The sequence below is a fragment of the Pseudovibrio axinellae genome (assembly GCF_900110875.1).
Lineage (GTDB): Bacteria > Pseudomonadota > Alphaproteobacteria > Rhizobiales > Stappiaceae > Pseudovibrio > Pseudovibrio axinellae.
The window spans coordinates 1011912-1035721 of record NZ_FOFM01000001.1 but is presented as its reverse complement, the minus strand read 5'-3'; the positions used below and the strand labels follow the sequence as shown (position 1 = coordinate 1035721).

Annotated in this window: 21 protein-coding genes; 11 read left to right on the top strand and 10 right to left on the bottom strand. The window is 49.1% G+C overall.

Annotation, left to right across the window (positions count from 1 at the left end):
- Positions 1–7: 7 nt before the first annotated feature.
- The 9 genes from BMZ51_RS04690 to BMZ51_RS04650 all read left to right on the top strand — a co-directional run bounded on the left by BMZ51_RS04690 (position 8) and on the right by BMZ51_RS04650 (position 10555).
- Positions 8–1120, top strand: coding sequence for an ABC transporter ATP-binding protein (locus tag BMZ51_RS04690; protein ID WP_068010540.1), 1113 nt, complete (start codon positions 8–10; stop codon positions 1118–1120).
- A 493-nt stretch (positions 1121–1613) separates the two neighbouring features.
- Positions 1614–2624, top strand: coding sequence for an ABC transporter ATP-binding protein (locus BMZ51_RS04685; RefSeq protein WP_068010542.1), 1011 nt, complete (start codon positions 1614–1616; stop codon positions 2622–2624).
- Entirely contained in the window at positions 2621–3748 is a 1128-nt protein-coding gene (locus BMZ51_RS04680) for an ABC transporter ATP-binding protein (RefSeq protein ID WP_074881772.1), read from the top strand. Before BMZ51_RS04685 ends, BMZ51_RS04680 begins: the two co-directional genes overlap by 4 nt.
- A 38-nt stretch (positions 3749–3786) precedes the next feature.
- Positions 3787–5256 (top strand): ABC transporter substrate-binding protein, encoded by a 1470-nt coding sequence (locus BMZ51_RS04675; protein ID WP_068010725.1) that lies wholly within the window; start codon positions 3787–3789, stop codon positions 5254–5256.
- 67 nt (positions 5257–5323) lie between these two features.
- A complete protein-coding gene (locus BMZ51_RS04670) occupies positions 5324–6271 on the top strand; it encodes an ABC transporter permease (protein ID WP_068010544.1) in 948 nt (315 codons plus the stop codon).
- Positions 6268–7152 (top strand): ABC transporter permease, encoded by an 885-nt coding sequence (locus BMZ51_RS04665; RefSeq protein WP_068010546.1) that lies wholly within the window; start codon positions 6268–6270, stop codon positions 7150–7152. The genes BMZ51_RS04670 and BMZ51_RS04665 overlap by 4 nt, the downstream gene beginning before the upstream one ends.
- 11 nt (positions 7153–7163) lie before the next feature.
- Positions 7164–8954, top strand: a complete 1791-nt coding sequence (locus BMZ51_RS04660) for a gamma-glutamyltransferase family protein (RefSeq protein ID WP_068010548.1) — start codon at positions 7164–7166, stop codon at positions 8952–8954.
- A gap of 58 nt (positions 8955–9012) precedes the next feature.
- Positions 9013–9846, top strand: coding sequence for a sulfite exporter TauE/SafE family protein (locus BMZ51_RS04655; protein ID WP_068010550.1), 834 nt, complete (start codon positions 9013–9015; stop codon positions 9844–9846).
- A 13-nt stretch (positions 9847–9859) separates the two neighbouring features.
- Positions 9860–10555: a FadR/GntR family transcriptional regulator gene (locus BMZ51_RS04650; protein ID WP_208979258.1), complete on the top strand. Its 696-nt coding sequence runs from the start codon at positions 9860–9862 to the stop codon at positions 10553–10555.
- A 184-nt stretch (positions 10556–10739) separates the two neighbouring features.
- On the opposite strand, the gene BMZ51_RS04645 is transcribed toward BMZ51_RS04650, so the two are convergent.
- The 10 genes from BMZ51_RS04645 to BMZ51_RS04595 all read right to left on the bottom strand — a co-directional run bounded on the left by BMZ51_RS04645 (position 10740) and on the right by BMZ51_RS04595 (position 21228).
- A complete protein-coding gene (locus BMZ51_RS04645) occupies positions 10740–11894 on the bottom strand; it encodes an MHYT domain-containing protein (protein ID WP_068010554.1) in 1155 nt (384 codons plus the stop codon).
- A gap of 637 nt (positions 11895–12531) precedes the next feature.
- Entirely contained in the window at positions 12532–13101 is a 570-nt protein-coding gene (locus BMZ51_RS04635; RefSeq protein ID WP_074881769.1) for an SRPBCC family protein, read from the bottom strand.
- Between the two features lie 4 nt (positions 13102–13105).
- Positions 13106–13723, bottom strand: coding sequence for a nucleotidyltransferase family protein (locus BMZ51_RS04630; protein WP_068010558.1), 618 nt, complete (start codon positions 13721–13723; stop codon positions 13106–13108).
- Positions 13723–14499, bottom strand: a complete 777-nt coding sequence (locus BMZ51_RS04625; RefSeq protein ID WP_082825745.1) for an XdhC family protein — start codon at positions 14497–14499, stop codon at positions 13723–13725. The genes BMZ51_RS04630 and BMZ51_RS04625 overlap by 1 nt, the downstream gene beginning before the upstream one ends.
- On the bottom strand, positions 14489–15706 hold the full coding sequence (locus tag BMZ51_RS04620) for a vWA domain-containing protein (protein ID WP_068010561.1): 1218 nt from the start codon (positions 15704–15706) through the stop codon (positions 14489–14491). Before BMZ51_RS04620 ends, BMZ51_RS04625 begins: the two co-directional genes overlap by 11 nt.
- Positions 15703–16575, bottom strand: coding sequence for an AAA family ATPase (locus BMZ51_RS04615; protein ID WP_068010726.1), 873 nt, complete (start codon positions 16573–16575; stop codon positions 15703–15705). Before BMZ51_RS04615 ends, BMZ51_RS04620 begins: the two co-directional genes overlap by 4 nt.
- 67 nt (positions 16576–16642) lie before the next feature.
- The gene (locus BMZ51_RS04610) at positions 16643–19084 is read right to left on the bottom strand and encodes an aerobic carbon-monoxide dehydrogenase large subunit (protein ID WP_068010563.1); all 2442 of its coding nucleotides are present in this window, start codon (positions 19082–19084) and stop codon (positions 16643–16645) included.
- Positions 19085–19086: 2 nt separating this feature from the next.
- On the bottom strand, positions 19087–19575 hold the full coding sequence (locus tag BMZ51_RS04605; protein ID WP_068010565.1) for a (2Fe-2S)-binding protein: 489 nt from the start codon (positions 19573–19575) through the stop codon (positions 19087–19089).
- The gene (locus BMZ51_RS04600) at positions 19560–20459 is read right to left on the bottom strand and encodes an FAD binding domain-containing protein (RefSeq protein WP_068010566.1); all 900 of its coding nucleotides are present in this window, start codon (positions 20457–20459) and stop codon (positions 19560–19562) included. The genes BMZ51_RS04605 and BMZ51_RS04600 overlap by 16 nt, the downstream gene beginning before the upstream one ends.
- A 235-nt stretch (positions 20460–20694) precedes the next feature.
- Positions 20695–21228, bottom strand: a complete 534-nt coding sequence (locus tag BMZ51_RS04595) for an RICIN domain-containing protein (protein ID WP_068010567.1) — start codon at positions 21226–21228, stop codon at positions 20695–20697.
- Between the two features lie 636 nt (positions 21229–21864).
- On the opposite strand from BMZ51_RS04595, the gene BMZ51_RS04590 reads away from it, so the two are divergent.
- Both BMZ51_RS04590 and BMZ51_RS04585 read left to right on the top strand, forming a co-directional pair.
- Positions 21865–22221 carry a hypothetical protein gene (locus BMZ51_RS04590; RefSeq protein ID WP_068010568.1) on the top strand — a complete coding sequence of 119 codons (357 nt, stop codon included), beginning with the start codon at positions 21865–21867 and terminating at the stop codon, positions 22219–22221.
- 133 nt (positions 22222–22354) lie between these two features.
- Complete coding sequence (locus BMZ51_RS04585; protein ID WP_175484988.1) at positions 22355–23728, top strand: methyl-accepting chemotaxis protein; 1374 nt, start codon at positions 22355–22357, stop codon at positions 23726–23728.
- The last annotated feature ends 82 nt before the right edge of the window (positions 23729–23810 follow it).

The window sequence follows — 23810 nt, the reverse complement described above, 5'->3', positions numbered from 1 at the left end:
CTCATTTATGGCGACCATATCCATCGAACATGCGTCAAAGTCCTTTGGCTCAACTAAGGTTTTGAAAGACATCTCCCTTGATGTGAAAGACGGCGAGTTTCTCGTCCTGCTGGGAGCCTCCGGCTGCGGAAAGTCCACGTTGCTCAACATCATTGCTGGTCTGGAGCCCATGGCAGATGGAACCATTCGGTTGGATGGCGAGGTGGTCAATGACGTTCACCCCAAAAATCGCGACATCGCCATGGTGTTCCAAAGCTACGCGCTCTACCCAAACATGACAGTGGAGCGCAACATCGCGTTCGGGCTGGAAATGCGTAAAATCAGCAAGGCAGAACGCAAAGCCACCGTGCGAGAAGTTGCCAGTACGCTGCAGATCGAACATCTGCTTTCCCGAAAGCCATCGCAATTATCAGGCGGACAGCGCCAGCGCGTGGCTATGGGACGCGCCCTTGTGCGCCGCCCAAAAATCTTCCTGTTTGACGAGCCACTCTCCAATCTGGACGCCAAACTGCGCGGCGAAATGCGCACAGAGATCAAGAAGCTCCACCAAACCCTAAAAGCCACGATGGTCTATGTCACTCACGACCAGATCGAGGCCATGACGCTGGCAGACCGCATCGCCATAATGAAAGACGGCGAGATCCAGCAAATCGGCACCCCGCAAGAGATTTACAGCAAACCAGCCAACATGTACGTCGCCGGTTTCGTCGGCGCACCACCAATGAACTTCGTGGAAGTGGATCTGGTGAAACGAGAGGAACAGCTCGGCGCCATTCTGCCAGCTGTCCTGAAGGGTGAGCCAGTGGACCACTTCCTGCCATTGCCTAATTCCAAGCACCTGGAAGCTCGCGAAAACACAAAGGTCATCCTCGGCCTGCGCCCTGAAATCATCACTGACAGCACATCCACGCACTCTTCTGCCCCAGAAATAGAATGCGACGTTGAATTCCTTGAGCCTACCGGCGCCGACACCCTTTGCATTATCCGCCTAAACGGCCACCCCGCCAAAGCCCGCGTATCACCACTTTTCGCGTGCCCTCCAGGCGAGAGCATGCGCTTCACCCTCGACACACACCGCGCCTGTCTGTTCGATCCCACGACCGAACAGGCCATCACGTAATCTTGGCAGGGCCAATTAGAATAACCGCTTGTACCGGCTGATCTATTTGCCGGGCATTAGACTTAGAAGCAACTTCTGCCGCGTGATCAGAAAGAGGGGCGCAAATTGAGCGGACAAGGTGATTGGAGTTGTGTGAGAGCTGAGTGACAGGACCATACCACTTCAAACGCTGGCATAACGAAAATAGCTATATAAAGGGGTATTGAATACGGCGGTGCTCACGTCTCATCCCTTAGAGTAATTAATGTAAATCGATTCGATCCCATACAAATTATGAGTCGTGTATGTGTATTGGACATATATCATAAAGTTATTTTTTTTAGATTGCTCCATTTTGTTGTATGAATTTGAAATATATAGTTTTTTATAGATGTTGCGTTTGCCTAGTTTGATATTTATAGGCGTTAATAATTAGATCATCTTGACAATATTGATGGTGTCTTTACGTTAAATTCGAACCAATTCCTATTTGGTTGCGATAAAGGTATTGTTGATGTCTGCTGCAACCCATTGCAATAAAGATATTCCTATTTTTTCCGTATCAGATCTTACGATGAGAATAGCGGGAGACGCATCTGATATAGTTGAGAGACTATCGTTCGATGTATTTCCAGGTAAAACCTTATGCATTGTAGGTGAATCCGGCTGCGGCAAAAGCATTACAGCTTTGGGGTTGATGGGGTTACTTCCACCACAAGAAGTTGCTGTGCGCAGCGGTACTATTCGGTTTGAGGGGAAGGAATACCTCGCGGCGGAAGCACACCAAGCCAGGCATCTTCGTGGTGACCGGCTCGCAATGATTTTTCAAGAACCAATGACATCCTTGAACCCGTCCTACAAAATCGGCGTTCAGATCGCTGAGGCTGTTACCTGTCACCACTCAGGTTCCTATGTGGATGCTAAAAAACAGGCATTGGCGATGCTTGCCAAAGTAGGAATTCCTGGGCCAGAGCTGCGCTATGATGAATACCCGCATCAATTATCTGGAGGAATGCGCCAGCGGGTAATGATTGCGATGGCGCTTATCAATAACCCAGCCGTTCTCATCGCCGATGAACCAACAACTGCCCTGGATGTGACAATCCAAGCGCAAATCATTGAACTCATTTGTGAGCTGCAAAAAAACACTCAAATGGGAACAATCATGATTACGCATGACTTGGGTGTTGTTGCCAAATTGGCGACCGATGTTGCAGTTATGTACGGCGGTCAAATTGTTGAGAGTGGGCCTGTTGCTTCTATCTTCAACGCCCCTCAACACCCTTACACAATAGGTTTGCTTTCTTCCATGCCGAACCTATCGGGTTATAAAGAAAGACTTTTTACGATTCCTGGAACTGTACCCAACGTGCAGTCCATGCCCAAAGGCTGTCGTTTTTCAAGCCGATGCCCGTTCTGCTCCTCAGTATGCAAAACGCAACCTGAAGTGCGGGTAGTTGATGATGCCCATTCTGTTGCATGTCATTTCGCGCCTCTGGATCAGACATTGGAGTTGAGTGCATGAACGAGGTTATTTTAGAAGCTCGTGGATTGAAAAAGCACTTCAAAGTCAAAAGTAGTTTCTTATCTCCTCCCTCTTTAGTGAAGGCTGTTGACGGTGTTTCTTTGGAGGTGCATCGCGGAGAAACCTTTGCAATCGTTGGTGAATCTGGATGTGGAAAGTCCACACTTGCACGCCTTCTAATGCATCTTTTGTCACCCACTGAAGGTAAAGTTTTTTTTGAAGGTGTAGATGTGGTTCAGCGCTCCGGCGAGGATCTAACCTCTCTTCGCAAAGATGTACAATTCGTATTTCAGGACCCGTTTTCATCGCTCAATCCCCGCATGACAGTTGGAAAACTGGTCGGTGAACCGCTGGAGGTTCATAGACAGGATTTGAGCGCAGCAGAGCGCGGCGAGAAAGTTAAGCAGCTTCTTGAGCAGGTTGGATTGCAGGGCGACCACGCGAACCGGTACCCGCACGAATTCTCGGGCGGGCAGAGGCAACGCATCGGAATTGCCCGTGCACTCGCAAGCGGACCCAAGTTAATTATTGGAGATGAGCCTGTATCTGCTCTCGATGTTTCGGTGCAGGCTCAGATAGTTAACCTATTGAGTGATCTTCGGGATGAACTCAGTTTGACATTTATTGTGATAGCCCATGACCTTTCAATTATCCGGCACATGAGTGACCGGGTAGCGGTCATGTACCTTGGACAAATCGTTGAGATGGGGCCTGCTGAAGAGGTGTTTTCCAATCCTCGTCATCCATACACCATTGCGTTGCTCTCTGCGGTTCCTGAGCCCAAAGTGGGTCAGCAAAAGCCATTAGTCCCACTTATGGGTGAAACGCCTGGCCCCTCTGCGTCTATTCCAGGTTGTCAATTTAATAACCGTTGCCGGTTTGCAAGAGACATCTGTCGGCAAAGTCCCCCAAAGCACTCAGTGTTTGGGGAGCAGGGCCAGCACAAAGTTGCCTGCCATTTTGAGCAGGGGGCTTCAAACCAAACAAAACACAACAGCCTTAGCGGTGCAAATACACGCAGTCCGCAAGTCGAAACACGCTTCCAATTATATCAAGCCGCTCTACATGGAAAAAAAGCGGTTCCTAAGCACCCTAATGCAATTGAGCAGGAGGAACTGACGTGAAATTTACCCGGAATGCCTTATTCATATCTCTTTTGACGATGACAGCTATGTCGGCCAACGCACAGGATTTGCGCATAGGCCTGCAGTCCGATGCTGATGTTCTCGACCCCGATCAGTCCCGCAGTTTTGTTGGCCGCATTGTCTATGCATCGCTTTGCGATAAGCTGGTTGATATCACGCCGGACTTGGATATCACACCTCAATTGGCGAGCAGCTGGTCTTGGTCGGCAGACGGAAAAGCACTGACTTTCAAGCTGCGTGAAGACGTTGTTTTCCATGATGGGACCCCATTCAACGCAGAAGCTGTTGCCCGCAATCTAGCGCGTAGCCAAATGCTACCGGAATCACGGCGTAAGTCTGAAGTTTCGTCCATTGAAGACACAACGGTTCTTGGTGAGTACGAGATACGCCTCAATTTGAAGCAACCAGATTCCACGTTATTAGCCCAGTTCGCTGACCGCTCGGGAATGATGATTTCTCCCGATGCAGCGGACGCAGCAGGCAAAGACTTTGGTCTAAAACCGGTATGTTCTGGCGCATTTGAGTTTGTAGAACGTATTGCGCAAGACCGTATTGTGCTGAAAAAGTTTGACAATTACTGGAATAAGGATGCCATCCACTTTGACAGTGTAACGTTCTTGCCTATCCCAGATAATACAGTGCGCTTAGCGAACCTCTTGTCTGGCGATATCGATATTCTGGATCGCCTTGCTGCAACTGACTTAAATCAGGCAGAAGCAAGTGATGCTGTTGAGGTTGTTCGTGCTGTGTCGCTTGGCTGGCGCGGAATGACCATGAATATAGGCAATGGTGAGCGCTCTAATACGCCATGGGGTAACGACAAGCGTGTGCGTCAGGCACTAAGCTATTCGATAGATCGCAACGTATTGAACAATGTTGTCTTTAATGGTGCATTTGCAGCTGGTAACCAGCCATTTCCGCCAAACTCTCCCTGGTATGATAAGGAGAGCCCAATACCTGAGCGGGATATTGCTAAAGCAAAAGCTTTGTTGACCGAAGCTGGCTATCCTGATGGTCTGGAGTTGGAGATTTCAGTCCCAAACACCAACGTGCCGACACAGGTTACGCAGGTCATTCAATCCATGGCCAAAGAAGTAGGGATCAACATCAAGCTTGTGACCAAGGAGTTCGCGACGCTTTTGGCTGACGATTCCGTTGGGAATTATCAAGCAAGTCAACTCGGGTGGTCAGGTCGAGTAGATCCAGATGGCAATATTCACCAGTTTGTCACGACAGGCGGAGGTATTAACGACTCTGTTTATAGCAATGCAAAAGTTGATGAGCTTTTGAATGCAGCAAGGCGCTCAGCAGACCAGGAAGAGCGTAAGATTAATTATGATGCTGCGACCAAGATTATCTTGGATGAGCTTCCGATAATTTTCTTATACCACCAGAGCTGGATTTGGGGTCTTAGCCCAAAACTAAAGGGCTTTAAATCCTACCCAGACGGAATGATCCGTTTGGAGGACGTTAGTTACGCGCAATAGATGAGATAGCTCTGCGCGGTGGTTATCTGCCGCGCAGGTGCTTTCCAACATCTTGAAAGTCTAAGAGATGCTTAATTTCGTTCTGCGTCGTCTGGTGATTGCGATCCCGACAATTATTTTGATCTCAATTTTCGTATTTACGTTGCAGAAATTACTTCCGGGCGACCCTGTTTTAGCAATGGCGGGCGAAGAGCGAGATCCTCAGGTTCTGGAATACTTGCGCGAAAAATACCGCCTGAACGATCCTATTCCTATTCAATATCTAAACTGGATAGGCAACGCTTTGCGTGGAGATCTTGGAATATCTTTGAGAACAAACCAGCCGGTACTTGATCTTATATTAGAGAAGCTTCCAGTTACGTTTCAGCTTGCAGTCATGGCAATGATTATTGCACTCCTTATTGGAATTCCAGCTGGTATTCTATCTGCTGTTAAAAAGGGAACCTTCATTGATTATTGCGCAAATGCTATTGCGCTTTCAGGTTTGTCCATACCAAACTTCTGGCTCGGCATCATGTTGATCCTGCTAATTTCGGTAAAGTGGCAGCTTTTGCCAGCCTCAGGGTTTGTGTCTATTTTCGAGGATCCTCTGCGCTCCATGAGTGTGATGATTATGCCTGCTTTTGTTCTTGGAACGGCATTGGCAGCGACTTTAATGCGCCACACGCGCTCAGCTATGCTGGATGTACTAAAGTCAGACTATGTTCGAACAGCGCGAGCAAAAGGGCTCCAAGAGCGAACAGTTATTCTCAAACATGCATTTCGAAATGCTGCGACGCCAATAGTAACTTTAACTGCGTTGCTGTTTGGCGAACTCATAGCGGGAGCTGTTTTAACTGAGCAAATTTTTACAATTCCAGGATTTGGAAAACTGATTGTAGATGCCGTGTTCAACCGTGACTACGCTGTTGTGCAAGGCGTTGTTCTCGTAACAGCTGTTGGCTTCATTTTGATGAACTTGATTGCGGATGTGGCATATGTCCTCTTAAACCCCAAGCTCAGGAATCTCGCATGACACATGCTTCAGAAAATGTGTCTGTACCCGATCCCATACTCGTAGCCAAGCGCGAGAACCGAGTATGGAAAAAATTTCGAACGCATCGTAGCGCCATGGTCGGTGGCGGGCTTGCGCTCTTCTTTGTTGTGGTTGCGTTGTTCGCACCAATTCTGCCAATCGACGATCCTGCGGCAACCGACTGGATGGCGGTACGAAAAGCGCCGTCACTTGCTCACCCCTTTGGGACTGATGAAATTGGCCGGGATGTATTGTCCCGGATGATCTGGGGTGCTCAAGCCTCATTGTTAGCGGGTGTTGTATCTGTTGCAATTGCGATTGGTTTGGGCGTTCCTCTGGGAATACTGGCCGGGTATTTTTCGGGTTGGGTTGATGCCGTAATATCCAGATGTACAGAAGCTTTGCTTGCAGCCCCGTTTCTTGTGCTTGCCATTGCTTTGGCAGCGTTTTTGGGGCCTAGCCTAACGAATGCTATGATCGCAATCGGGATATCGACAACGCCAATCTTCATCCGTTTGACCCGCGGACAAGTGTTATCTGTCAAAGCAGAAGACTACGTTGAGAGTGCCAGAGCTGTCGGGCTTCCCACATTCAAAATCCTGCGTAGGTACATCTTTCCCAATGTACTCCCCCCAGTTCTGGTCCAGGGAACACTTTCGGTTGCAACTGCGATCATAGCTGAAGCATCACTTAGTTTTTTGGGACTTGGGCAACAGGCACCGGACCCTAGCTGGGGGCAAATGCTCAACATTGCAAAGAACTACCTGCACCAGGCACCGTGGATGGCGATGTGGCCGGGGATAGCAATCTTTCTTGTCGTTCTTGGATTTAATTTATTGGGTGATGGTTTGCGCGATGCGCTCGACCCTCGTGAAAAATGAAGTGAATAAAAATGGAATTTACAACGCGTCCTGAGATCCGTGGCACTTTCGGTGTCGTGACATCCACACACTGGATTGCTTCTGCTGTTGGGTTTGGAATTTTAGAAAAAGGCGGCAATGCGTTCGACGCATCGGTTGCAGCTGGCCTTGTCCTTCAAGTCGTTGAGCCACATCTAAACGGGCCAGCTGGCGAAGTGCCCGCAATTCTCTACGAAGCCTCTAAGGGAAGGCCGGAGGTTTTGTGCGCTCAAGGTGTTGCACCTGCTGCAGCAACTATCGAAAATTTACAAGAACAAGGCTTAAGCCTGATTCCTGGGTCAGGGCTCCTTGCGACAGTGGTTCCGGGTGCGTTCGACGGCTGGATGTTAATGCTAGAAGATTACGGGACAATGTCTCTTCGAGATGTATTTGAGCCGGCTATCTTTTATGCAAGAGAGGGGCACCCTGTTTTGCCGCGTGTCTCCCACACAATAGGCGACCTAGCAAACTTCTTTAAGGACGAATGGCCGAGTTCTGCAGCTGTGTGGATGCCACAGGGTAGTGTTCCAGAACCAAATTCAAGCTTCAAGAACCCAGGCCTTGCCAGCACCTACGAGCGTATCGTGCAGGAAGCGGAAAACAAGAGCGAAGACCGCAAAGGACAGATCTCTGCCGCGCGTGAAATATGGAAATCAGGTTTTGTAGCAGACAGCATCTGTGACTATCTTTGTGACGCCTCGGTCATGGATGTCTCAGAGAAGAAACATAAAGCACTCCTGTCTCGCTCTGATCTAGCTGACTGGAGCGCAACGATCGAAGATACAGTCAGTTTTGAGTATCATGGCTGGACAGTTCATAAAACACAGCCTTGGGGCCAAGGGCCTGTCATGCTTCAGGCTTTGTCGATCCTGAAAAAAATCGACCTTAGTAAAATGGACCCTAACGGTGAGGAGTTCATCCATACGGTGATTGAGGCGATGAAGCTCGCCTTTGCGGACCGCGAGACCTACTATGGAGACCCCGCTTTCTGTGAGGTGCCTCTCGAACAGTTACTATCGGATGCATATGCCGCGCAAAGGTGCCAATTGATCGGCGAAAACGCATCCCTGGAGCAAAGACCGGGCCGGATCATTGGGTTTGAGCACTTAGCGGATGCATACATCGACCGAGCTGAAAGAGACTTCGGCGCAGCCAGAGGCGTGAGTGCTGGTGAACCCACAATGGCCCATTTGACCGAAAAGCGTGGAGATACGGTCCATCTGGACGTCATCGATAAATGGGGCAACATGGTTTCGGCAACTCCCTCAGGAGGGTGGTTGCAAAGCTCGCCTGTTATCCCTGGCTTAGGCTTCCCATTGAACTCGCGTGCGCAAATGTTCTGGTTGGAAGAAAACATGCCCAACTCACTTGCTCCGGGCAAACGTCCGCGAACAACGCTAACACCAAGCTTTGCAGAAAAAGATGGCACCAGGCTCGTTTTTGGTACTCCGGGCGGAGACCAGCAGGATCAATGGCAATTGATCTGGTTTTTGCGTTTTGTGCATCATGGTTTGAATCTACAAGAGGGAATGGATTCTCCCTTGTTCCATACCACTCATTTTCAAAGTTCCTTTTATCCGCGAGAAACAAGAGTGGGCGAGATTGTCGTCGAACCTGAGGTTGGGGAGGCGGTCATCGAAGGGTTAAGAGCGAGAGGACATAAGGTGGTCGTTGCTGAATCCTGGTCGGTTGGCAGGTTAACTGCCGCGATGCGGACCCCCTCTGGCGCATTACAAGCCGCTGCAACGCCTCGCCTTATGCAAGCCTATGCTGTCGGCAGGTAGAGCGGTGATGTAATCAACCTACAAACTCTTCAGGCTTTGCAATAGAGAAGGGAATTGAATGGAATACTTCGATCTAACCGGCGTACTCACGATGGCATCAATATCTGTTGCTGCGGGAGTGTTGGGGGGTATCTTAGCTGGGCTGCTTGGTGTGGGTGGGGGTATAGTTATCGTACCTGCCTTGTACATAGCGCTCACTCAAGTTGCAGGTATTGGTGCTGGTTTAGCGATGCAGATAGCTGTTGCAACGTCTTTGCTAACAATAGTTTTTACATCTCTTTCCTCCAGTTGGGGGCATTACAAACGCGGCGTCATTGATATCGAACTTCTTAAACTGTGGGCCCCGGCGATCTTAATCGGTGTGATTTTGGGTTCACTGCTTGGCAGCTACGTGTCCGGTTATGTTCTGATAGCCATTTTCGCAATTGTTGCAGCGGTTGTTTCGATTGAGATGATCGCGCGCAAAGCAAAAGAAACGAATGAACCCCGCAATTTCGCAAAGCCGGTGTGGGCGGCGCTAGGAGTCTTTGCTGGCACGGTCTCCGCGATGATGGGTATTGGCGGAGGCACAGTTTGCGTGCCGATTTTGAACTTCCTTGGCTATGATATTCGCAGGGCTGTCGGTTCCTCTGCTGCAATTGGGTTCATTATCGGCTTTCCAAGCGCAATTATCTATGCGCTAAGCGGATTGGGGCAGGAGGGACTTCCGCCGTTCTCCCTTGGCTATGTAAATTTGCTTGCGGCAGGCATCATAATCCCAATGAGCACTTCGTTTGCACGTGTGGGCGTGAAGATTGCACATAGTATTCCTAGAAACCGCCTGCGTAATGTTTTTGGGATCTTCTTGGCTGTAACCTCTGTGCGGATGCTTGCAGACTTACTGGGAACATAGCAGCAAGATGGTGTTGAGTGGTAAGCCTCCGGAACAAGCGTTGCTAGATGCAATTAAAGACAGAGAAAATGACTGTGCGTTTATCTCTAACGGCAGGTTACTTCCAGAGAGGGCATTAGCTTCTAAACTCGGTATTAGCCGAGTTCGCGTACGGCACATTCTCAAAGAGTTAGAGCAGGCTGGTCTTGTTTTTCGTCGGCGTGGGCAAGGAACATTTGTAGCGCCCCCACCTGCAGCTGATGCAGGCCGAATTCGTGTGCTGGCTAGTCGTATTACCCCAAGGGAGTTAATGGAAGTACGCTTGGAAGTTGAACCAGCACTTGCAGCGCTTGCAGCAGAACGTGCGACCTTTGAAGAACTCAACCGGTTGCGTCAGCTCATGCAGGCAACTTTGGACGCCAGCGACACCGATGTCTACGAAAGTGCCGATGAGATATTCCATTACAGACTTGCTGAAATGGCCCATAATCGGCTCTTTCTCAATATCTATAACGAAATTAGAGAAGTGCGAAAGCAGGCCTCTTGGATGCAGCAACGCAAGATTACTTACTCAAGGAGTACGATTGAACAACTTGGGCTCCAACATAGAGATTTAATGAACAATGTTGCTGCCAGAAACAGTGAAGCAGCTGCCAGTGTTATGCGCATGCATTTACTGGTTGTTTCAAACACTCTTATGCGTCGTCGGCATTATACATCTTCCTTTTAGATCGACTGAGCCACTCAGCTCCATCAATTATCGGGTCACAATGCATGTGCAAGACGATATTGGCCGGATGTGTTAGCGCTTTCGGGTCAGGTGACTATCAAGAGAGACAGCGTGTGGACATGCAAGCACCATGTGAAATTAAAGGCATATCAAAAAGATAAGATTTTCTGGGTGCTCAAGCAGCCTATAACCCCAATGCATTTTTAACCGTATCGATGCGAGATCGGCTGATGGGGACATTTGAGAGGTTTGCTAGTGCATCGAAAGTGCATTTTCCGTTGTCTTTGTTTCTGGCAAAGCCAGATACATGGTCAAGGTTGACGATATACGATCTGTGCGTGCGAATGAAGTTATCTGGCATTTGCTCTGCCGCATTTGAGATAGACCATGGGCAAAAGAGCGTTTCGTTTGTCGTATAAAGGATGCTGTAGTGCCCTTCAGCCTGAATGACAGCGACGTCATTGCTATGCAAAAAGCGCAGAGAGTTGTCTTTTTCATAGGGGATACGAATTTCGCTGGGAATGCTGGAAGGAGCCTCCTCAGCATGATGTGAGCTAGGGGCTGGCTCATGAGCCTCGATTTGGCTCTCTCGATCTGGCTGTTCGTCAATCTCTTTTGTTTCGGGCATGGCTTTGGGTTCAAGAAATGTCGCGGAGGTAAATAAGAACAAGGCGCAAATACCGAAAGCTGAAAACAAAACCCACAAAGCAAGAGTACTATCATCCAGTGAGTAGTCGATGCTCATCTGTGCAGGTAAAATTGCGAACCCGGTCCAATACATAGTTACGTAGTGTATGACGGAGACTGATAGACCAAAGAGAATTGAGCCAAGAAGAATATTCATTTTGGTGCGGTTGCTGTAAGCGGCCCATACAGCAAGAATACCTGTGGCAGGCCCCACCAGAATTGGCAGGATTTTAGCGCCAGCTCCGTAAACAGGAAGACAGCCTCTTATGCTAAACATGCCAACAAAGTGCATTGTAACAACCCCGTAGCCCAAGATTGCACCTGCCAAGCCCATGTTGACCCAGTTTCTTTTGCCAAAATGTAAGATGAGCAACGCAGTCCCGCTCATAAGAATTTCGACCAGTACAGACCCGATAGTCCAGATGAGATCATAGGAGACTGATACTGGAAGATTGAGCGCAAGCAGAGCGACGAAGTGCATGGACCAGATACCGCCACCGATGATGCAGGCCGCCATTGCAATGAGCAGTTTTCGCTTCGTAGAGGGTAGTCGTGAAAGGCCGTTGGTAAGTGCCATGCCTGAAAATGCAGCCAGGATCGCAACCAAGACAGACGCAGCCACCAGAGGTAAATTATAAGTATAGGTTAGCATTATACATAGTGTCTTTCTGAAAAACTAATTCGAAATCCAATGGCCAATTTTATGATCTTGAGGCTAAGACAAACCTCTGTAAAAGTATAGGTTGTTTATGTTTTAGTTGATACGAGGTAAGGCTGGACTGCAACTGGTGTCATGAAACGTATTTCCCGTTTATTTTTCTTTGCTAGCTAAAGTTAGTTCCAGTGTACTTTGATCCAGTTGGTCAGATAACTCGAGAAAGTGCGTCCACTACCATAAATGTCATCTGCCCCCGTTTGAAAAACTAGGCTTTAAACAATTTCACCTTTGGAAGATCTGGCAGGTTTATTCTTCTCTTTACGGTAATTTTCTCTCCGGCGTGGTAGGTCGCCGGTTAACCAAGCTGTGGCATGGGGTGTTATGTTTTTTGTCTGTAGGCTCATCAGATTTTTTTCGCGCGCCCGTTTCCAGGTGGACCCAATAATTCCCAGAGGGAGAACAGATAAGCATCCACTGGTCGCCGCTCGGTCCCCAGCCGATAGAGTGGGCTGGGGAGATGAGCGGGATTGCCAGAACAAGAATCCAGATCACTGGTTTCTTGAAAGGCCCCCTCAAGAGACGGAGGGCATTTCGATTGAAGCTGAGAAACTGCATAGGATGCATGTTCACATCACGCAGTGACGACATATGCAATGATGCCCAGTAGCACAGCCCCGATGCCGATATATATCCAGATATTGGAAGTGCCCGTCACAGTGTTGGTTGATTGAGAGAGGTTAGATGCGGGCGTTGTAAGCGCGGGCTTTTCAATCTGAGTTGAGAAGTTTTTAAAAAATTGCTTTGCAAGAACGCCTGCTGTGCTTTGGATCAAGCGCCCGCCTAATTGAGCAATTTTTCCGCTTAAATCTGCATTCACGGTATAATCTAGGCGCGTGCCTTGGCTTTCTCTGGAGAGCGTAACCTCAGCGTTTCCTTTTGCAGCTCCCATCGGCCCTGCTGAGCCGGAGCCAACAATTACATATCCGTTGGGTGGGTTGAGGTCCTTGAGTGTCACCTCTCCTTGGAAACGAGCTTTGACCGGGCCAATTTTGATAGAAACAGTAGCCTTAAACTGGTTTTCACCTGTTGCCTCAAGACTCTCGCATCCAGGAATAGATGCCTGTAAAACCTCAGGGTCGTTCAGGCCAGCCCATACAGTATTGATATCGGCTTCAATCAGGCTTTGACCGGAAATTTCCATTGGCTTATTCCTTAATTATGAGATTTGTAGACTGCAAGCGCCCAAGATCAGCAGGGCAGTCTATGTCTGAGGTGAAGTGATGGTTTGGCGCTTTAAAGCGACGAACCAAGGCTGGATTTTCGTCAATAAATCGCCGGCATCCGGGTATTTGACCACTATGCATGAGCCTGCGTGCAATTGAGCATGGAAAGACGATGGGGTTGCCACGCTGCCCTTTGAAATACGGAACCAGAATTTTATCAGCTCGGCTGGTCTGATGGGCATTGCAAAGGGCCGAAATGTCTTGGCTTGTGAGTTCTGGCTGGTCTGCAAGGGCAATCACCAGTCCTTTTCGATCTAATGATGCATGTTGCAAGCCAACTTGAATGGAAGTCCGCTGCCCCTCCATATAGTGGGGGTTGAAGACTGTTGTGACAGGAACCCCATCTAAGGCGCTCTCCGTCTTGTCTGCTTCATGGCCGGTCACAACGATCACGCGCATACCCAAGCTGCTGTAAAGGCGCGCTGCTTTGCGGATGAGAGGTTCATCGTCTATACGCAGCAAAAGCTTGTTTACTGCCCCCATTCGCCGGGAAAGACCCGCAGCGGCGAGCACGACCTCAAAATCTGCAAGCGTATTCATCAGCAGCTCTGTCCTTCGCTGTCTTGGCGCAACGAGATAAGTTCAGCCACTATTGAGATTGCTATTTCTTCGGGCGTCTTTGCGCCAATGTTCAAACCAGCCGGGGAGATCAAGCTATCATAAGCCTCAACCGGGACTTCGCTTTGCAGACTTTGTTTTAGGCTTATGACCTTCTTGGTGCTGGCCACAAATAAGACGTGCTTGTAGCCCTTTGCAAAACAAGATTTAAGAGCCGCCTTATCTCCATTTCCCATTGTTGCCACAACAGCAAAATCAGTGTCTGGCAGGTCTTCATGCGCCGGTTCATTTTGCAGCTCTACAATCTGCCAGCCAGCAAATTCAGCAAGCGGTTTGATTGATCCGGCGACATATGTATCACCGAATATCGCTAGGCAGGGTTTTGGAAAAATCGGCTCAACAAAAAGCTCCATTTCTCCCTGACTCGGGCAATTGCTGATCGCTCGCTCGGCACGCTCTTCCGCAGGTAAATCAGCCTTGGTTTTGGGAACAACATGCAGAATTTGGGACTGACCTGTCTCAATGGCTTTTGCTGCAACGCGCTTGATCGCTGAGCGCACGCAGCCCCCGCCAGAAAAACCCCTAAGCTCGCCCGCAGCAGTTACCAAAAACCGGTCCCCGACTCGTGAGCTGGTTGTTCCTATTCTTCGAATAACTGTTACGCGGGCATAGACCTGTTGTGTATGAGCGAATTCACTTTCGTCCGTCTCAACTTGGTGGGGCCGTGAAAGTGCAATAGTGGCCGAGCTAGGGTTCATGGATCAACACCTTTTCCACGTCTTGCAAAGACTTCAAGTTATGTACTGGCAAAGCCATGTCGGCATGCTGTTGAAGCAAACGAGCGCCAGCAGCTGTTGGCACAAAGGCCGCGCGGCCCAGCAAAGGATTAAGCCAGATGAGCTTTCGGCAGCTTCTCTTCAGCACCTTCAGCTGGCCTGCCAGCTGGTCCTGATCTCCCGCGTCATATCCATCACTCATCAAGAGACAAAGTGTTTGCCGTCTCTTTGCAGTTGCGCGGTGCCCATTATTGAAACTAGACAGCACATCTCCAATGCGAGTGCCCCCTGACCAATCTTGTCCCAGCAGACTGAATTTATCGACCATTTCGTCAGTCTTCATTTGGCGAATGCTCGGTGAGATATGCAAAAGACGCGTATTGAAAAAGAATGCCTCTGCGTGCCGGTTCTCGTGCACTAGCGCCATCATGAAATGCGCAAAAAAAATCGAGTACGCTTCCATTGATCCTGACACATCAACAAACAAGAGAAGCTGTAAAGGTGGTTTCTTACGCTGCCGCCGTGCAATGTTTGTTGGCAAGCCTTGAGTGGCAAGCGACTTTCTCATTGTGCGCCGCAGATCAATTCTCCTCCCTCGAAGAGAGGCCTTGTTTCTGCGACTATGCAGGTAATGCAGTTGCTTTCCTAACTTGGCCGCGAGCTGTAAGAGGGCCTCCGCTTGTTCAGGGTCCTGAATGGTGCCGAAATCAGTTTTGGCAGCATTGGGCACGTCGCTTGCTCCGCACATTTTAAGCGAGGAGTCTTCCCCCTCATCAGATGCAGTATCTGCGCTGTCTTGAGCCTTACGCCAGTCGAAATAGCTTGCCATACCGCTCTGTGGCCCAGCAACCTCTTGCGAGGACTGGTTGCGATTTACAACTGCTTGAGCGGCAAGGCTGTACTCCTTGTAAATCGTTTTGGTATGTTTGGCCTTCCCCTGCCAAAACGCATCAAAGATATAACGAAACTGCTCCAGATCAGCGTGCTTTTTACAAAACAGGATCTGCAAAATCTGAAAGAAATTGTGCTTCTTCAAAGTTGCTGGATCATTTGCAAAAATGCGTAAGGCCTGCTCTGTATCTGCAATCGTGACGTGGAACGCATTGTCGCGAAGAAGGCGTGAGAACTGGATAATCCGCTCTGCTGTTGATACTGATGGTGGGCTTTGCGGTGTGCTGTGCTCTGTCATATCGACCTAGCCACTAATCTCTCAAACACAGAAAACGGGATTTGGTCTTGGTCCTCTTTGGTTTTCAAGAGGCAAAACAAAGCGTCATAGGCTTGTTCGAGGCTTTCTGCGACATCTGTGATTTGTAACCCCATAAGCGCGGCTGCCCAGTCCAGCGTTTCTGCAACTCCCGGATTCTTGTTCAGGTCCTCCTTGCGGAGCTGGGCAACAAAGGCTGCAACAGAACTGGCCAGTTTGAGACTGCATTGCGGCAAATGCACTTGAATAATGCGTAGTTCTGTAGCGTAGTCTGGATACTCCACATACTGAAACAGACAGCGACGCCGAAGCGCATCTGAAATGTCTCTCACCCCGTTTGATGTGATGATTACAAGCGGCTTTGAGACAGCCTGAATAGCGCCGAGTTCAGGAATAGTAACCTGATACTCTGACAGAATCTCCAAAAGGAATGCTTCAAATTCCTCGTCAGCCCGATCAACTTCATCAATGAGCAGGACAGGGGCCTGCTGGCGGCTTATTGAGTCAAGAAGGGGCCGCCGGATGAGGTTGTCAGAGGAAAACAGATCCGCGTCTTCAAGCGAATTGTTTTGTTTGCCTGCCAACGCAATCGCTAGCATTTGGCGTTGATAGTTCCATTCATATATCGACTGCTGGGCATCCAAGCCTTCGTAGCACTGCAACCTGATAAGGTCACGGCCCAGAGCTTTCGCCAGAGATTGGGCAACAAATGTTTTACCAGCTCCTGCCTCTCCTTCCAAAAGAAGTGGCCGCTCCAGTGTTTCTGCCATCGAGATGGCAAGGGACAAGCGCTTACCGGCAATGTAACCGGCCTCTGCGAGCAATTTCTGATAGTTCAAGGAAATAGACATCAGAGTGTTCCAAATGGGATAGCTGCGAAAAAGAGAGGCCAGATCACTGGCCTCTGCAATCTTCATACTAGCTATCAATCATTCCCAGAGAGCGAGCATAGTTCCAGATGTTGGAGTGTGTGTGGGGCATATGTGTATGCACACCTCCAAAGGCTCTGAATGCATCATTCACTGCATTAGAGAATGCTGGAACGCCTCCTACATGCGGGCTTTCGCCAACACCTTTGGCTCCAATCGGATGATGAGGGCTCGGGACTTCTGTATGATCGGTTTCCCACTTGGGTGTTTCCACCGCAGTTGGCAGAAAAAAGTCCATCAAGCTTGCGCCAAGTATGTTCCCGGTTTCATCAAAGTCGATCAACTGGCCCATTGCAACCGCGAAGGCTTCTGTGAGTCCGCCGTGGATTTGGCCCTCAATGATCATCGGATTAATCCGGGTGCCGCAATCATCCAGCGCGTAGAACCGATCAACACTATAAACACCCGTATCAACATCAATGCGAAGAACACAAAGATAGGCCCCATAGGGGAATGTGAAGTTTGGCGGATCGTAATAATCAACCGCTTCAAGTCCAGGTTCCATACCCTTAGGAAGATTGTTGTAGGCAGCCCAGGCGATCTCCTTCATGGATCTGCGCTTGTCCGGCATCCCTTTGATGGCAAACCCGTCAACATCCCACTCAAGGTCATCGTGATGGACCTCCAGTAAGTGAGAGGCAATGAGCTGTGCCTTGTGTTTGATTTTGCGACCAGCCCTTGCTGCGGCAGCCCCTGCAACAGGCGTAGAGCGTGAGCCGTAGGTCCCGAGGCCATAAGGCGCGGTGTCTGTATCACCTTCCTCAATGGTGATCATGTCAGCTGGCAACCCAGTTTCACTGGCAAGAATTTGCGCAAATGTGGTCTCATGCCCCTGACCCTGGCTTTTAACACCAAGGCGTGCAATTGCTGCTCCCGTTGGGTGGACCCTGATTTCGCAACTGTCGAACATGTTAATGCCGAGGATATCGCAATTCTTGGAGGGGCCAGCTCCCACAACCTCCGTAAAGAAGGAAAGGCCGACACCCATGATCTCGCGGGATGTCCCTGCCTTGAAATCTTCGACCATCTGCGCTTGTTGTTGTCGTAACTTCTTGTAGTCAACCGCTTCCAGTGTTTTTGCCATGGCAGTTGGATAGTCGCCGCTATCGTATTCCCAGCCGAAGGCGGAAGTGTAGGGAAACTGCTCTGGCTGGATCAGGTTTTTCTGGCGTAATTCGGCTGGGTCCATGTCCAGCTTTTGAGCCAGAAGATCCATTGCCCGTTCAATTGTGTAAACGGCTTCTGTTACGCGGAAAGAGCACCTGTAAGACACGCCACCGGGTGCTTTGTTCGTGTACACGCCTTTGACCGAACAAAATGCGGTCGGGATGTCGTAGGACCCAGTACAGATATGGTACATTCCAGCAGGGTATTTGCTTGGATCCGCGCAGGCATCAAATGCACCATGGTCAGCAAATACATGGCTGCGCATGCCAATGACCTTGCCTTCTTTCGTCGCCGCAAGCTCTGCCGTTATGTGGTAATCGCGAGCAAAGGCCGTGGTGGAAAGGTTTTCCATCCGGTCTTCAATCCACTTAACCGGCTTTTTCAGTACAATACTGGCAACGACGGACATGACATATCCGGGATAGACGCCAACCTTGTTGCCAAAGCCTCCGCCGATATCCGGTGAGATCACCCGTATTTTGTGTTCTGGTATATTGGTGATGAGTGCGGCAACGGTGCGAACCACATGAGGGGCCTGAAAAGTTCCCCATAGGGTGAGCTGACCAGTGATCGGATTCATATCCGCAACGGAGCCACATGTTTCTAGTGGGCACGGATGAACCCTTGGATGCGCAAGGTACTCTTCAATCACCACATCAGCTTTATCAAAAGCCTCTTGTGTTGCAGCCTCATCTCCTGCGGACCATGTGAAAATATGGTTATGGTGCTCTCGTGGTCCGTGAGCGCCCTCGGTTTTACCGGCAAGGTCATCACGTAAAACAGGAGCATCATCATCTAATGCTTTGAGCGCGTTTAAAAGAGGTTCAAGCTCTTCGTACTCAACCTCAAGGGCTTCAACGCCATCAGCGGCTGCGTATCGATCTCGCGCAACGATGAACGCGACTTCCTGATTTTGAAAAAGGACTTTCTCGTGCGCCAGAACAGCCTGCACATCGCCCGCCAAAGTGGGCATATAATGCAGATTAAGAGGAATTAGATCTTCGGCTGTAAGCACCGCAAGAACACCTGGCACTTTGAGTGCACTTTCCTTGTTGATGTGCTTAATTCTGGCATGTGCGTATGGGCTTCTAGCAAAATCGCCAAAGAGCATGCCCGGCAGCTTCACATCGTCAACGTAATTTCCGTGACCTTGAGTGAACCGGATGTCTTCAACGCGTTTTCTTTTGCAGCCAATGCCCTCCAGTTTTTGGGACCGTTCTGCGGAGGTTTCGCTCTGGCTTGGTTCACTAATAGTATCTGCCATGTTTAAGCCTCCACATTGCTGGTTAGCGTTTCACTCGCGTGTTGGATCGCTTTGACAATGTTTTGGTAGCCCGTGCACCGACACAGGTTGCCAGAGATCCCGATGCGGATTTCTTCTTCTGTCGGTGTTGGGTTTTCTTCCAACAGTCGGTGCGCACGCATAATCATACCCGGGGTACAAAATCCACACTGCAAACCATGCATCTCCCTGAAGGCTTCTTGCAGCACATGGAGTGTGCCATCTGCGCCAGCCATGCCTTCAATGGTCGTAATGTTCGACCCATTTGCCTGAACCGCAAACATGGTGCAGCTCTTGGAGGACTGGCCATCAATATCGATCGTGCATGCGCCACAATGAGAGGTGTCGCAGCCAATGTGCGCGCCAGTCAGACCCAGGGTCTCCCGCAATGTATGGATCAGCAAATCACGTGGGTTTACTGCAACCTCGTGCGGTTCGCCGTTGACGGTCAGTTGGATTAACGTTTTAGCCATCCGAAGAGCCCCCCTTTCGCAGTCCCATCTGCGCGCATTGCGGCTTGCTCAATTGCACGTTTGACCATGATGCCACCCATCTTCGTTCTGTATTCACGGCTTCCTCGCCCATCAGAAACAGGCTCCATGATCGCTTCAGCAGCGTCCATTGTTGCCCTTATCGTGTTCAAAGTGAGTTGTGAGCCGACTAGAATATCTTCAGCTTTTTCAACAAACAAAGGTGTGTCGGCGAGGTTGGTCAAAGCAACGGAAGCGCTCTTAACGTTGTCTCCGGAAAGAGAAAGTACGACAGCAGCGGCAGCGGTTGCGTAGTCTCCAACTTTACGTTTTAGCTTTTGATAGGAATAGCCGTGACCGCTTTCTGGCTTGGGAAAGCGAATACCGGTCACAATTTCTCCAGTTTGTAAGGCTGTAAAATAAGCAGCCTCATAAAAGTCACGCGCCTTAACTTCACGTATTCCCTCAGAACTTTCCAGAATATACGTTGCATCAAGACATTGCATGAGCGCTGGCATGTCATTGCCGGGGTCTCCGTTGGCAACATTACCGCCAATGGTACCGCTATAGCGGATCTGGGGATCAGCAATAACAAGAGCTGTTTCCCGAATGATCGGGCAAACGTTGAATAGCTCTTCTGAACCGATTAATTCATGTTGCGTTACAGCTGCGCCGATATGGATGCTCTTGCCGATCGAAATATGCCGCAGATCATCAAGTCCGCGCAAATCGACCAGTATATCGGGGCTCGCCATTCGCAGTTTCATCATCGGGATAAGACTCTGTCCGCCTAAAAGCGGGCGAGCGTCATCTCCTCCATCGCGCAACATGCTCAAAGCTTCATCTTTCGATGCAGGTTGCTTGAATTCAAAATCGCCTGGTATCATAGTCGCTATAAATCCTCCCTCAGATTTGCATTGACATTTGCAATACCGAAAAGCGGGTGAGGTCTGGATCCTAGCAATTTAAAATGAGGCCATACCCGCAGGCTATCACTGCGACAAAGTACGGGCCTCAAATCTACGTCGATCTACTTACTGGCGCTGCTTTTCTCATAAGATGCGCGATTTTTGCACGAACTGCGAAACACACTGGCCGACCAGCTGCGCCACTTTCGCAACTTTACTCGTCGCGTATGGTCCATGCAGAACGTTCCTGTGCAACGTCATTGCAGTCAACCAAATCCAAATCTCTGGATGAGAACGGCCCGGCCTGACGAATTTCCTCACCAACGGCAACGCATTTGTTTACATCGGCTGCTGGCGAAATCTGCCCATTGGTAGAGGTGTAAACGAACTTTTGAGCATCCTGCGTCAGATCGCAGTCCTCTAGGCTGAATGCAGTTGGAGTAGGGGCAGCTCTCAGCGACATACATTTTCCTGCATACGGAACCGATGAGATCAGATTGGTCTCAGGCGAATAAGCAAACTGAACGTCTCCGCCTTGAGGTTTACACGAATGAGCCTGAAGGTTCTCAGCATAGCCGCGGCCAAGTGTATCAATGCACCAACCAAGGTCCTGTGGCTCCCCAAGGTTGTCACTTAGATAGATAGCGGGACTGGGTGTTTTTAATTGCGGAGCTTCGGCCCAGACAGAAGTCGTTGTTGCGGCCCCAGAAACCGCAAGGGCTGCAAAAATATAGATTGATCGCAACATTCAAATCACCTCGATTTAGTGAACATAGAAACAAGTATTTAAAAATGCTCAATTAAAGCAAAATGGACTCTGCCCAAAACGACCTTGATACGAAGCCCCTTCGAATACTTATGGATAGACGCTCTCATGGTAACCACGGACCAGTGCCTAAATCAAAAGTAGAGCACACAACAATGTGGGAGGTGTATCGTCCAGGTGAAGCAGCCAGGAACGACCTCTCGATGGGCATTAAATGGTGACGAAACAAAAAGGGAGCAGCAAATACAAAATCCAATATAACTTCTTGAAATTGATGAATAAATGCACGTTCAAAACGAGTGTTACCCAGCTGATGCTGAATCAATTAACCTGAACAATCCAGAAAACACTATCCTTGATTGCATAATTCACAAAGTGCATTTGTTCGTACTTTAAATGCGGTTTTATTACGTGAAATGCGCTGTCATGGTATGTTTCATAAAGTAAACTTAGTGAGTTTTATGTTTTCTATTAATATATAAAACCTATTATTAATAATAACTAGGTTATAATGGCGTTGCAAATTTGACTAGTTACATAAAGGCAATCATAAAATACATCCGAATTTGATGTTTTGTTTCAGCGATTGAAATTCATTTGAGAGGTGCTGCTGTCAAAATGAATGCGAGTAAAGTGAAGAGCAATTGTTACGTAGATGATGCTCGTCCAGTCAAACACAATATTATTAGCTTACTTGTTTTTTTCGCGCTCACTGCGGCAGTTTTTTTAGCGCAGTCTTTACCTGGTAAGGAGTTGGAACAAGTTGTCGTCTTTGTTTCCCCATTCTCAGAAAGAACAAGGGCTGTTCAAGTGGTAGCTGAAGCGGGCGGTCAACTCATGAATACTGGCTTCTGGTCTTGGATAGTACTCGCCAACTCGCAGAACTCTGACTTTATAGAGAAACTATATACGAGCGGAGCTTGGTTTGTTGGAAGCGGAGAAGTGTTTTCTGCCTGCTTCCCAAGGCCTGAATAATAGTCAGGCAGCCCCGCAATTTCATAGCAAATATTTCTGGACGGAAACAATGAACCAATTGCAAGTAATTAGACTTCATTTTTCAAAAATCATAGTTGGGCTATTATGGATCAACGTGCTTTTGGCAGTGGTGATGTCCATCAATCTGGATGCAAAAAATGGTTGGTTTGCAATTGGGGTAGCAGTAGCAGCTGCTTTGTTGACGACGCTCTCATTCCTGCACGCATCAACAAGCAGCCTTACCCGTGACATCAGTGCAATAAGCTTTGTTTCTCAAGTCGCTATTATTGTATTTATATTTTCTGAGCACCCTTACCAGATCGACTGGCATATGTACTTCTTTGCCTCCCTGTCTGTCCTTGCGGGTTGGTGCTCTGCAAGAGCTGTTGTGATTGGGACTGTCGTTATCGCAGTGCATCACCTCATGCTCAACTTCCTCTACCCGATGGCAGTATTTCCAGCCGGTGCTGACATGACACGTGTTGTACTGCACGCCGTGATACTTGTTCTACAATCCTGCGTTTTGGTATGGCTCACAACCCGGCTTGAAAACTACATTCATGAATCCACGGTTTCGGTCGATCAGGCAAATGAAGCGCGGGCACAAGCGACACACTTGCTGGAAGAGCAAAAACTTGCCCAGGCAAATGAGCAAAGCAGAAGCAACAGGGTTGATGAACTCATCGAGAATTTCCATCAAACCGTTAAAGTGTCTTTAGGTGGTGTCTCTGGCAACAGTATTGCGATGGAAAAAACAGCCCAGTCGCTTACAAGTGTTGCGGATGAAACCCTAAAACAATCTCACAGTATTTCTAAATCCTCTCAGGAAGCGGCGCAAAGTGTTGGTACGGCTGCGGCCGCAGCTGAAGAGCTGTCTGCATCCATTGCGCAAATCAATATACAAATAAACCAGACGAAAACGATCGTGTCTCAAACCGCGAACTCGGCGCAGCGCAGCAGTGAAAGTGTGACCAACTTGGATACTGCCGCACAGAAAATTGGTCAGGTGGTTACATTAATCAGAGACATCGCCGAGCAAACAAACCTGTTGGCACTTAATGCAACCATTGAAGCCGCGCGGGCAGGCGATCAGGGCAAGGGGTTTGCAGTCGTCGCGGCAGAAGTAAAGGATCTGGCAACTCAAACCTCCAGAGCGACTGAAGACATTTCCAGTCAGATTGTTGATATTCAGACATCATCAAAAGAGGCTGTTTCAGTAATTGAAGAAATCGCCTCAACAATGCTGCAAGTTGACGAATACACCGCATCCATAGCCTCCGCAGTGGAGCAACAGGACACCGCAACGGTCGAGATTAGCTCAAGCGTTCAACAAGCAGCTCAAGGCACCGGCATTGTGAACAGCGGAATAGTGGAAGTGACGGATTCTGTTTCTTCAACCTCGGAGTCTGCACAAAAAGTGCTGTATGCATCGCGTGATGTTTCCAACGAAGCAAACATGCTCAAACAACAAATTGAAACATTTTTGAAGAACGTACAAACAGCTTGAGTCTGGGCACATAAAGCTGGCGCTGGGTGTCCTGCAAAGGGAGGCTCTGCACCGGCACGCTCTTCGTTGCTTTGCGTGTGCA

What these genes read in the sequence shown, in the direction of transcription:
- BMZ51_RS04660 (WP_068010548.1), top strand. Translation starts at nt 7,164, where the DNA reads ATGGAATTTACAACGCGTCCTGAGATCCGTGGCACTTTCGGTGTCGTG.
- BMZ51_RS04645 (WP_068010554.1), bottom strand. Translation starts at nt 11,894, where the DNA reads ATGCTAACCTATACTTATAATTTACCTCTGGTGGCTGCGTCTGTCTTG.
- BMZ51_RS04675 (WP_068010725.1), top strand. Translation starts at nt 3,787, where the DNA reads ATGACAGCTATGTCGGCCAACGCACAGGATTTGCGCATAGGCCTGCAG.
- BMZ51_RS04680 (WP_074881772.1), top strand. Translation starts at nt 2,621, where the DNA reads ATGAACGAGGTTATTTTAGAAGCTCGTGGATTGAAAAAGCACTTCAAA.
- BMZ51_RS04690 (WP_068010540.1), top strand. Translation starts at nt 8, where the DNA reads ATGGCGACCATATCCATCGAACATGCGTCAAAGTCCTTTGGCTCAACT.
- BMZ51_RS04615 (WP_068010726.1), bottom strand. Translation starts at nt 16,575, where the DNA reads ATGTCTATTTCCTTGAACTATCAGAAATTGCTCGCAGAGGCCGGTTAC.
- BMZ51_RS04600 (WP_068010566.1), bottom strand. Translation starts at nt 20,459, where the DNA reads ATGATACCAGGCGATTTTGAATTCAAGCAACCTGCATCGAAAGATGAA.
- BMZ51_RS04655 (WP_068010550.1), top strand. Translation starts at nt 9,013, where the DNA reads ATGGAATACTTCGATCTAACCGGCGTACTCACGATGGCATCAATATCT.
- BMZ51_RS04585 (WP_175484988.1), top strand. Translation starts at nt 22,355, where the DNA reads ATGTCCATCAATCTGGATGCAAAAAATGGTTGGTTTGCAATTGGGGTA.
- BMZ51_RS04685 (WP_068010542.1), top strand. Translation starts at nt 1,614, where the DNA reads ATGTCTGCTGCAACCCATTGCAATAAAGATATTCCTATTTTTTCCGTA.
- BMZ51_RS04625 (WP_082825745.1), bottom strand. Translation starts at nt 14,499, where the DNA reads ATGAACCCTAGCTCGGCCACTATTGCACTTTCACGGCCCCACCAAGTT.
- BMZ51_RS04620 (WP_068010561.1), bottom strand. Translation starts at nt 15,706, where the DNA reads ATGACAGAGCACAGCACACCGCAAAGCCCACCATCAGTATCAACAGCA.
- BMZ51_RS04595 (WP_068010567.1), bottom strand. Translation starts at nt 21,228, where the DNA reads ATGTTGCGATCAATCTATATTTTTGCAGCCCTTGCGGTTTCTGGGGCC.
- BMZ51_RS04670 (WP_068010544.1), top strand. Translation starts at nt 5,324, where the DNA reads ATGCTTAATTTCGTTCTGCGTCGTCTGGTGATTGCGATCCCGACAATT.
- BMZ51_RS04635 (WP_074881769.1), bottom strand. Translation starts at nt 13,101, where the DNA reads ATGGAAATTTCCGGTCAAAGCCTGATTGAAGCCGATATCAATACTGTA.
- BMZ51_RS04610 (WP_068010563.1), bottom strand. Translation starts at nt 19,084, where the DNA reads ATGGCAGATACTATTAGTGAACCAAGCCAGAGCGAAACCTCCGCAGAA.
- BMZ51_RS04590 (WP_068010568.1), top strand. Translation starts at nt 21,865, where the DNA reads ATGAATGCGAGTAAAGTGAAGAGCAATTGTTACGTAGATGATGCTCGT.
- BMZ51_RS04605 (WP_068010565.1), bottom strand. Translation starts at nt 19,575, where the DNA reads ATGGCTAAAACGTTAATCCAACTGACCGTCAACGGCGAACCGCACGAG.
- BMZ51_RS04630 (WP_068010558.1), bottom strand. Translation starts at nt 13,723, where the DNA reads ATGAATACGCTTGCAGATTTTGAGGTCGTGCTCGCCGCTGCGGGTCTT.
- BMZ51_RS04665 (WP_068010546.1), top strand. Translation starts at nt 6,268, where the DNA reads ATGACACATGCTTCAGAAAATGTGTCTGTACCCGATCCCATACTCGTA.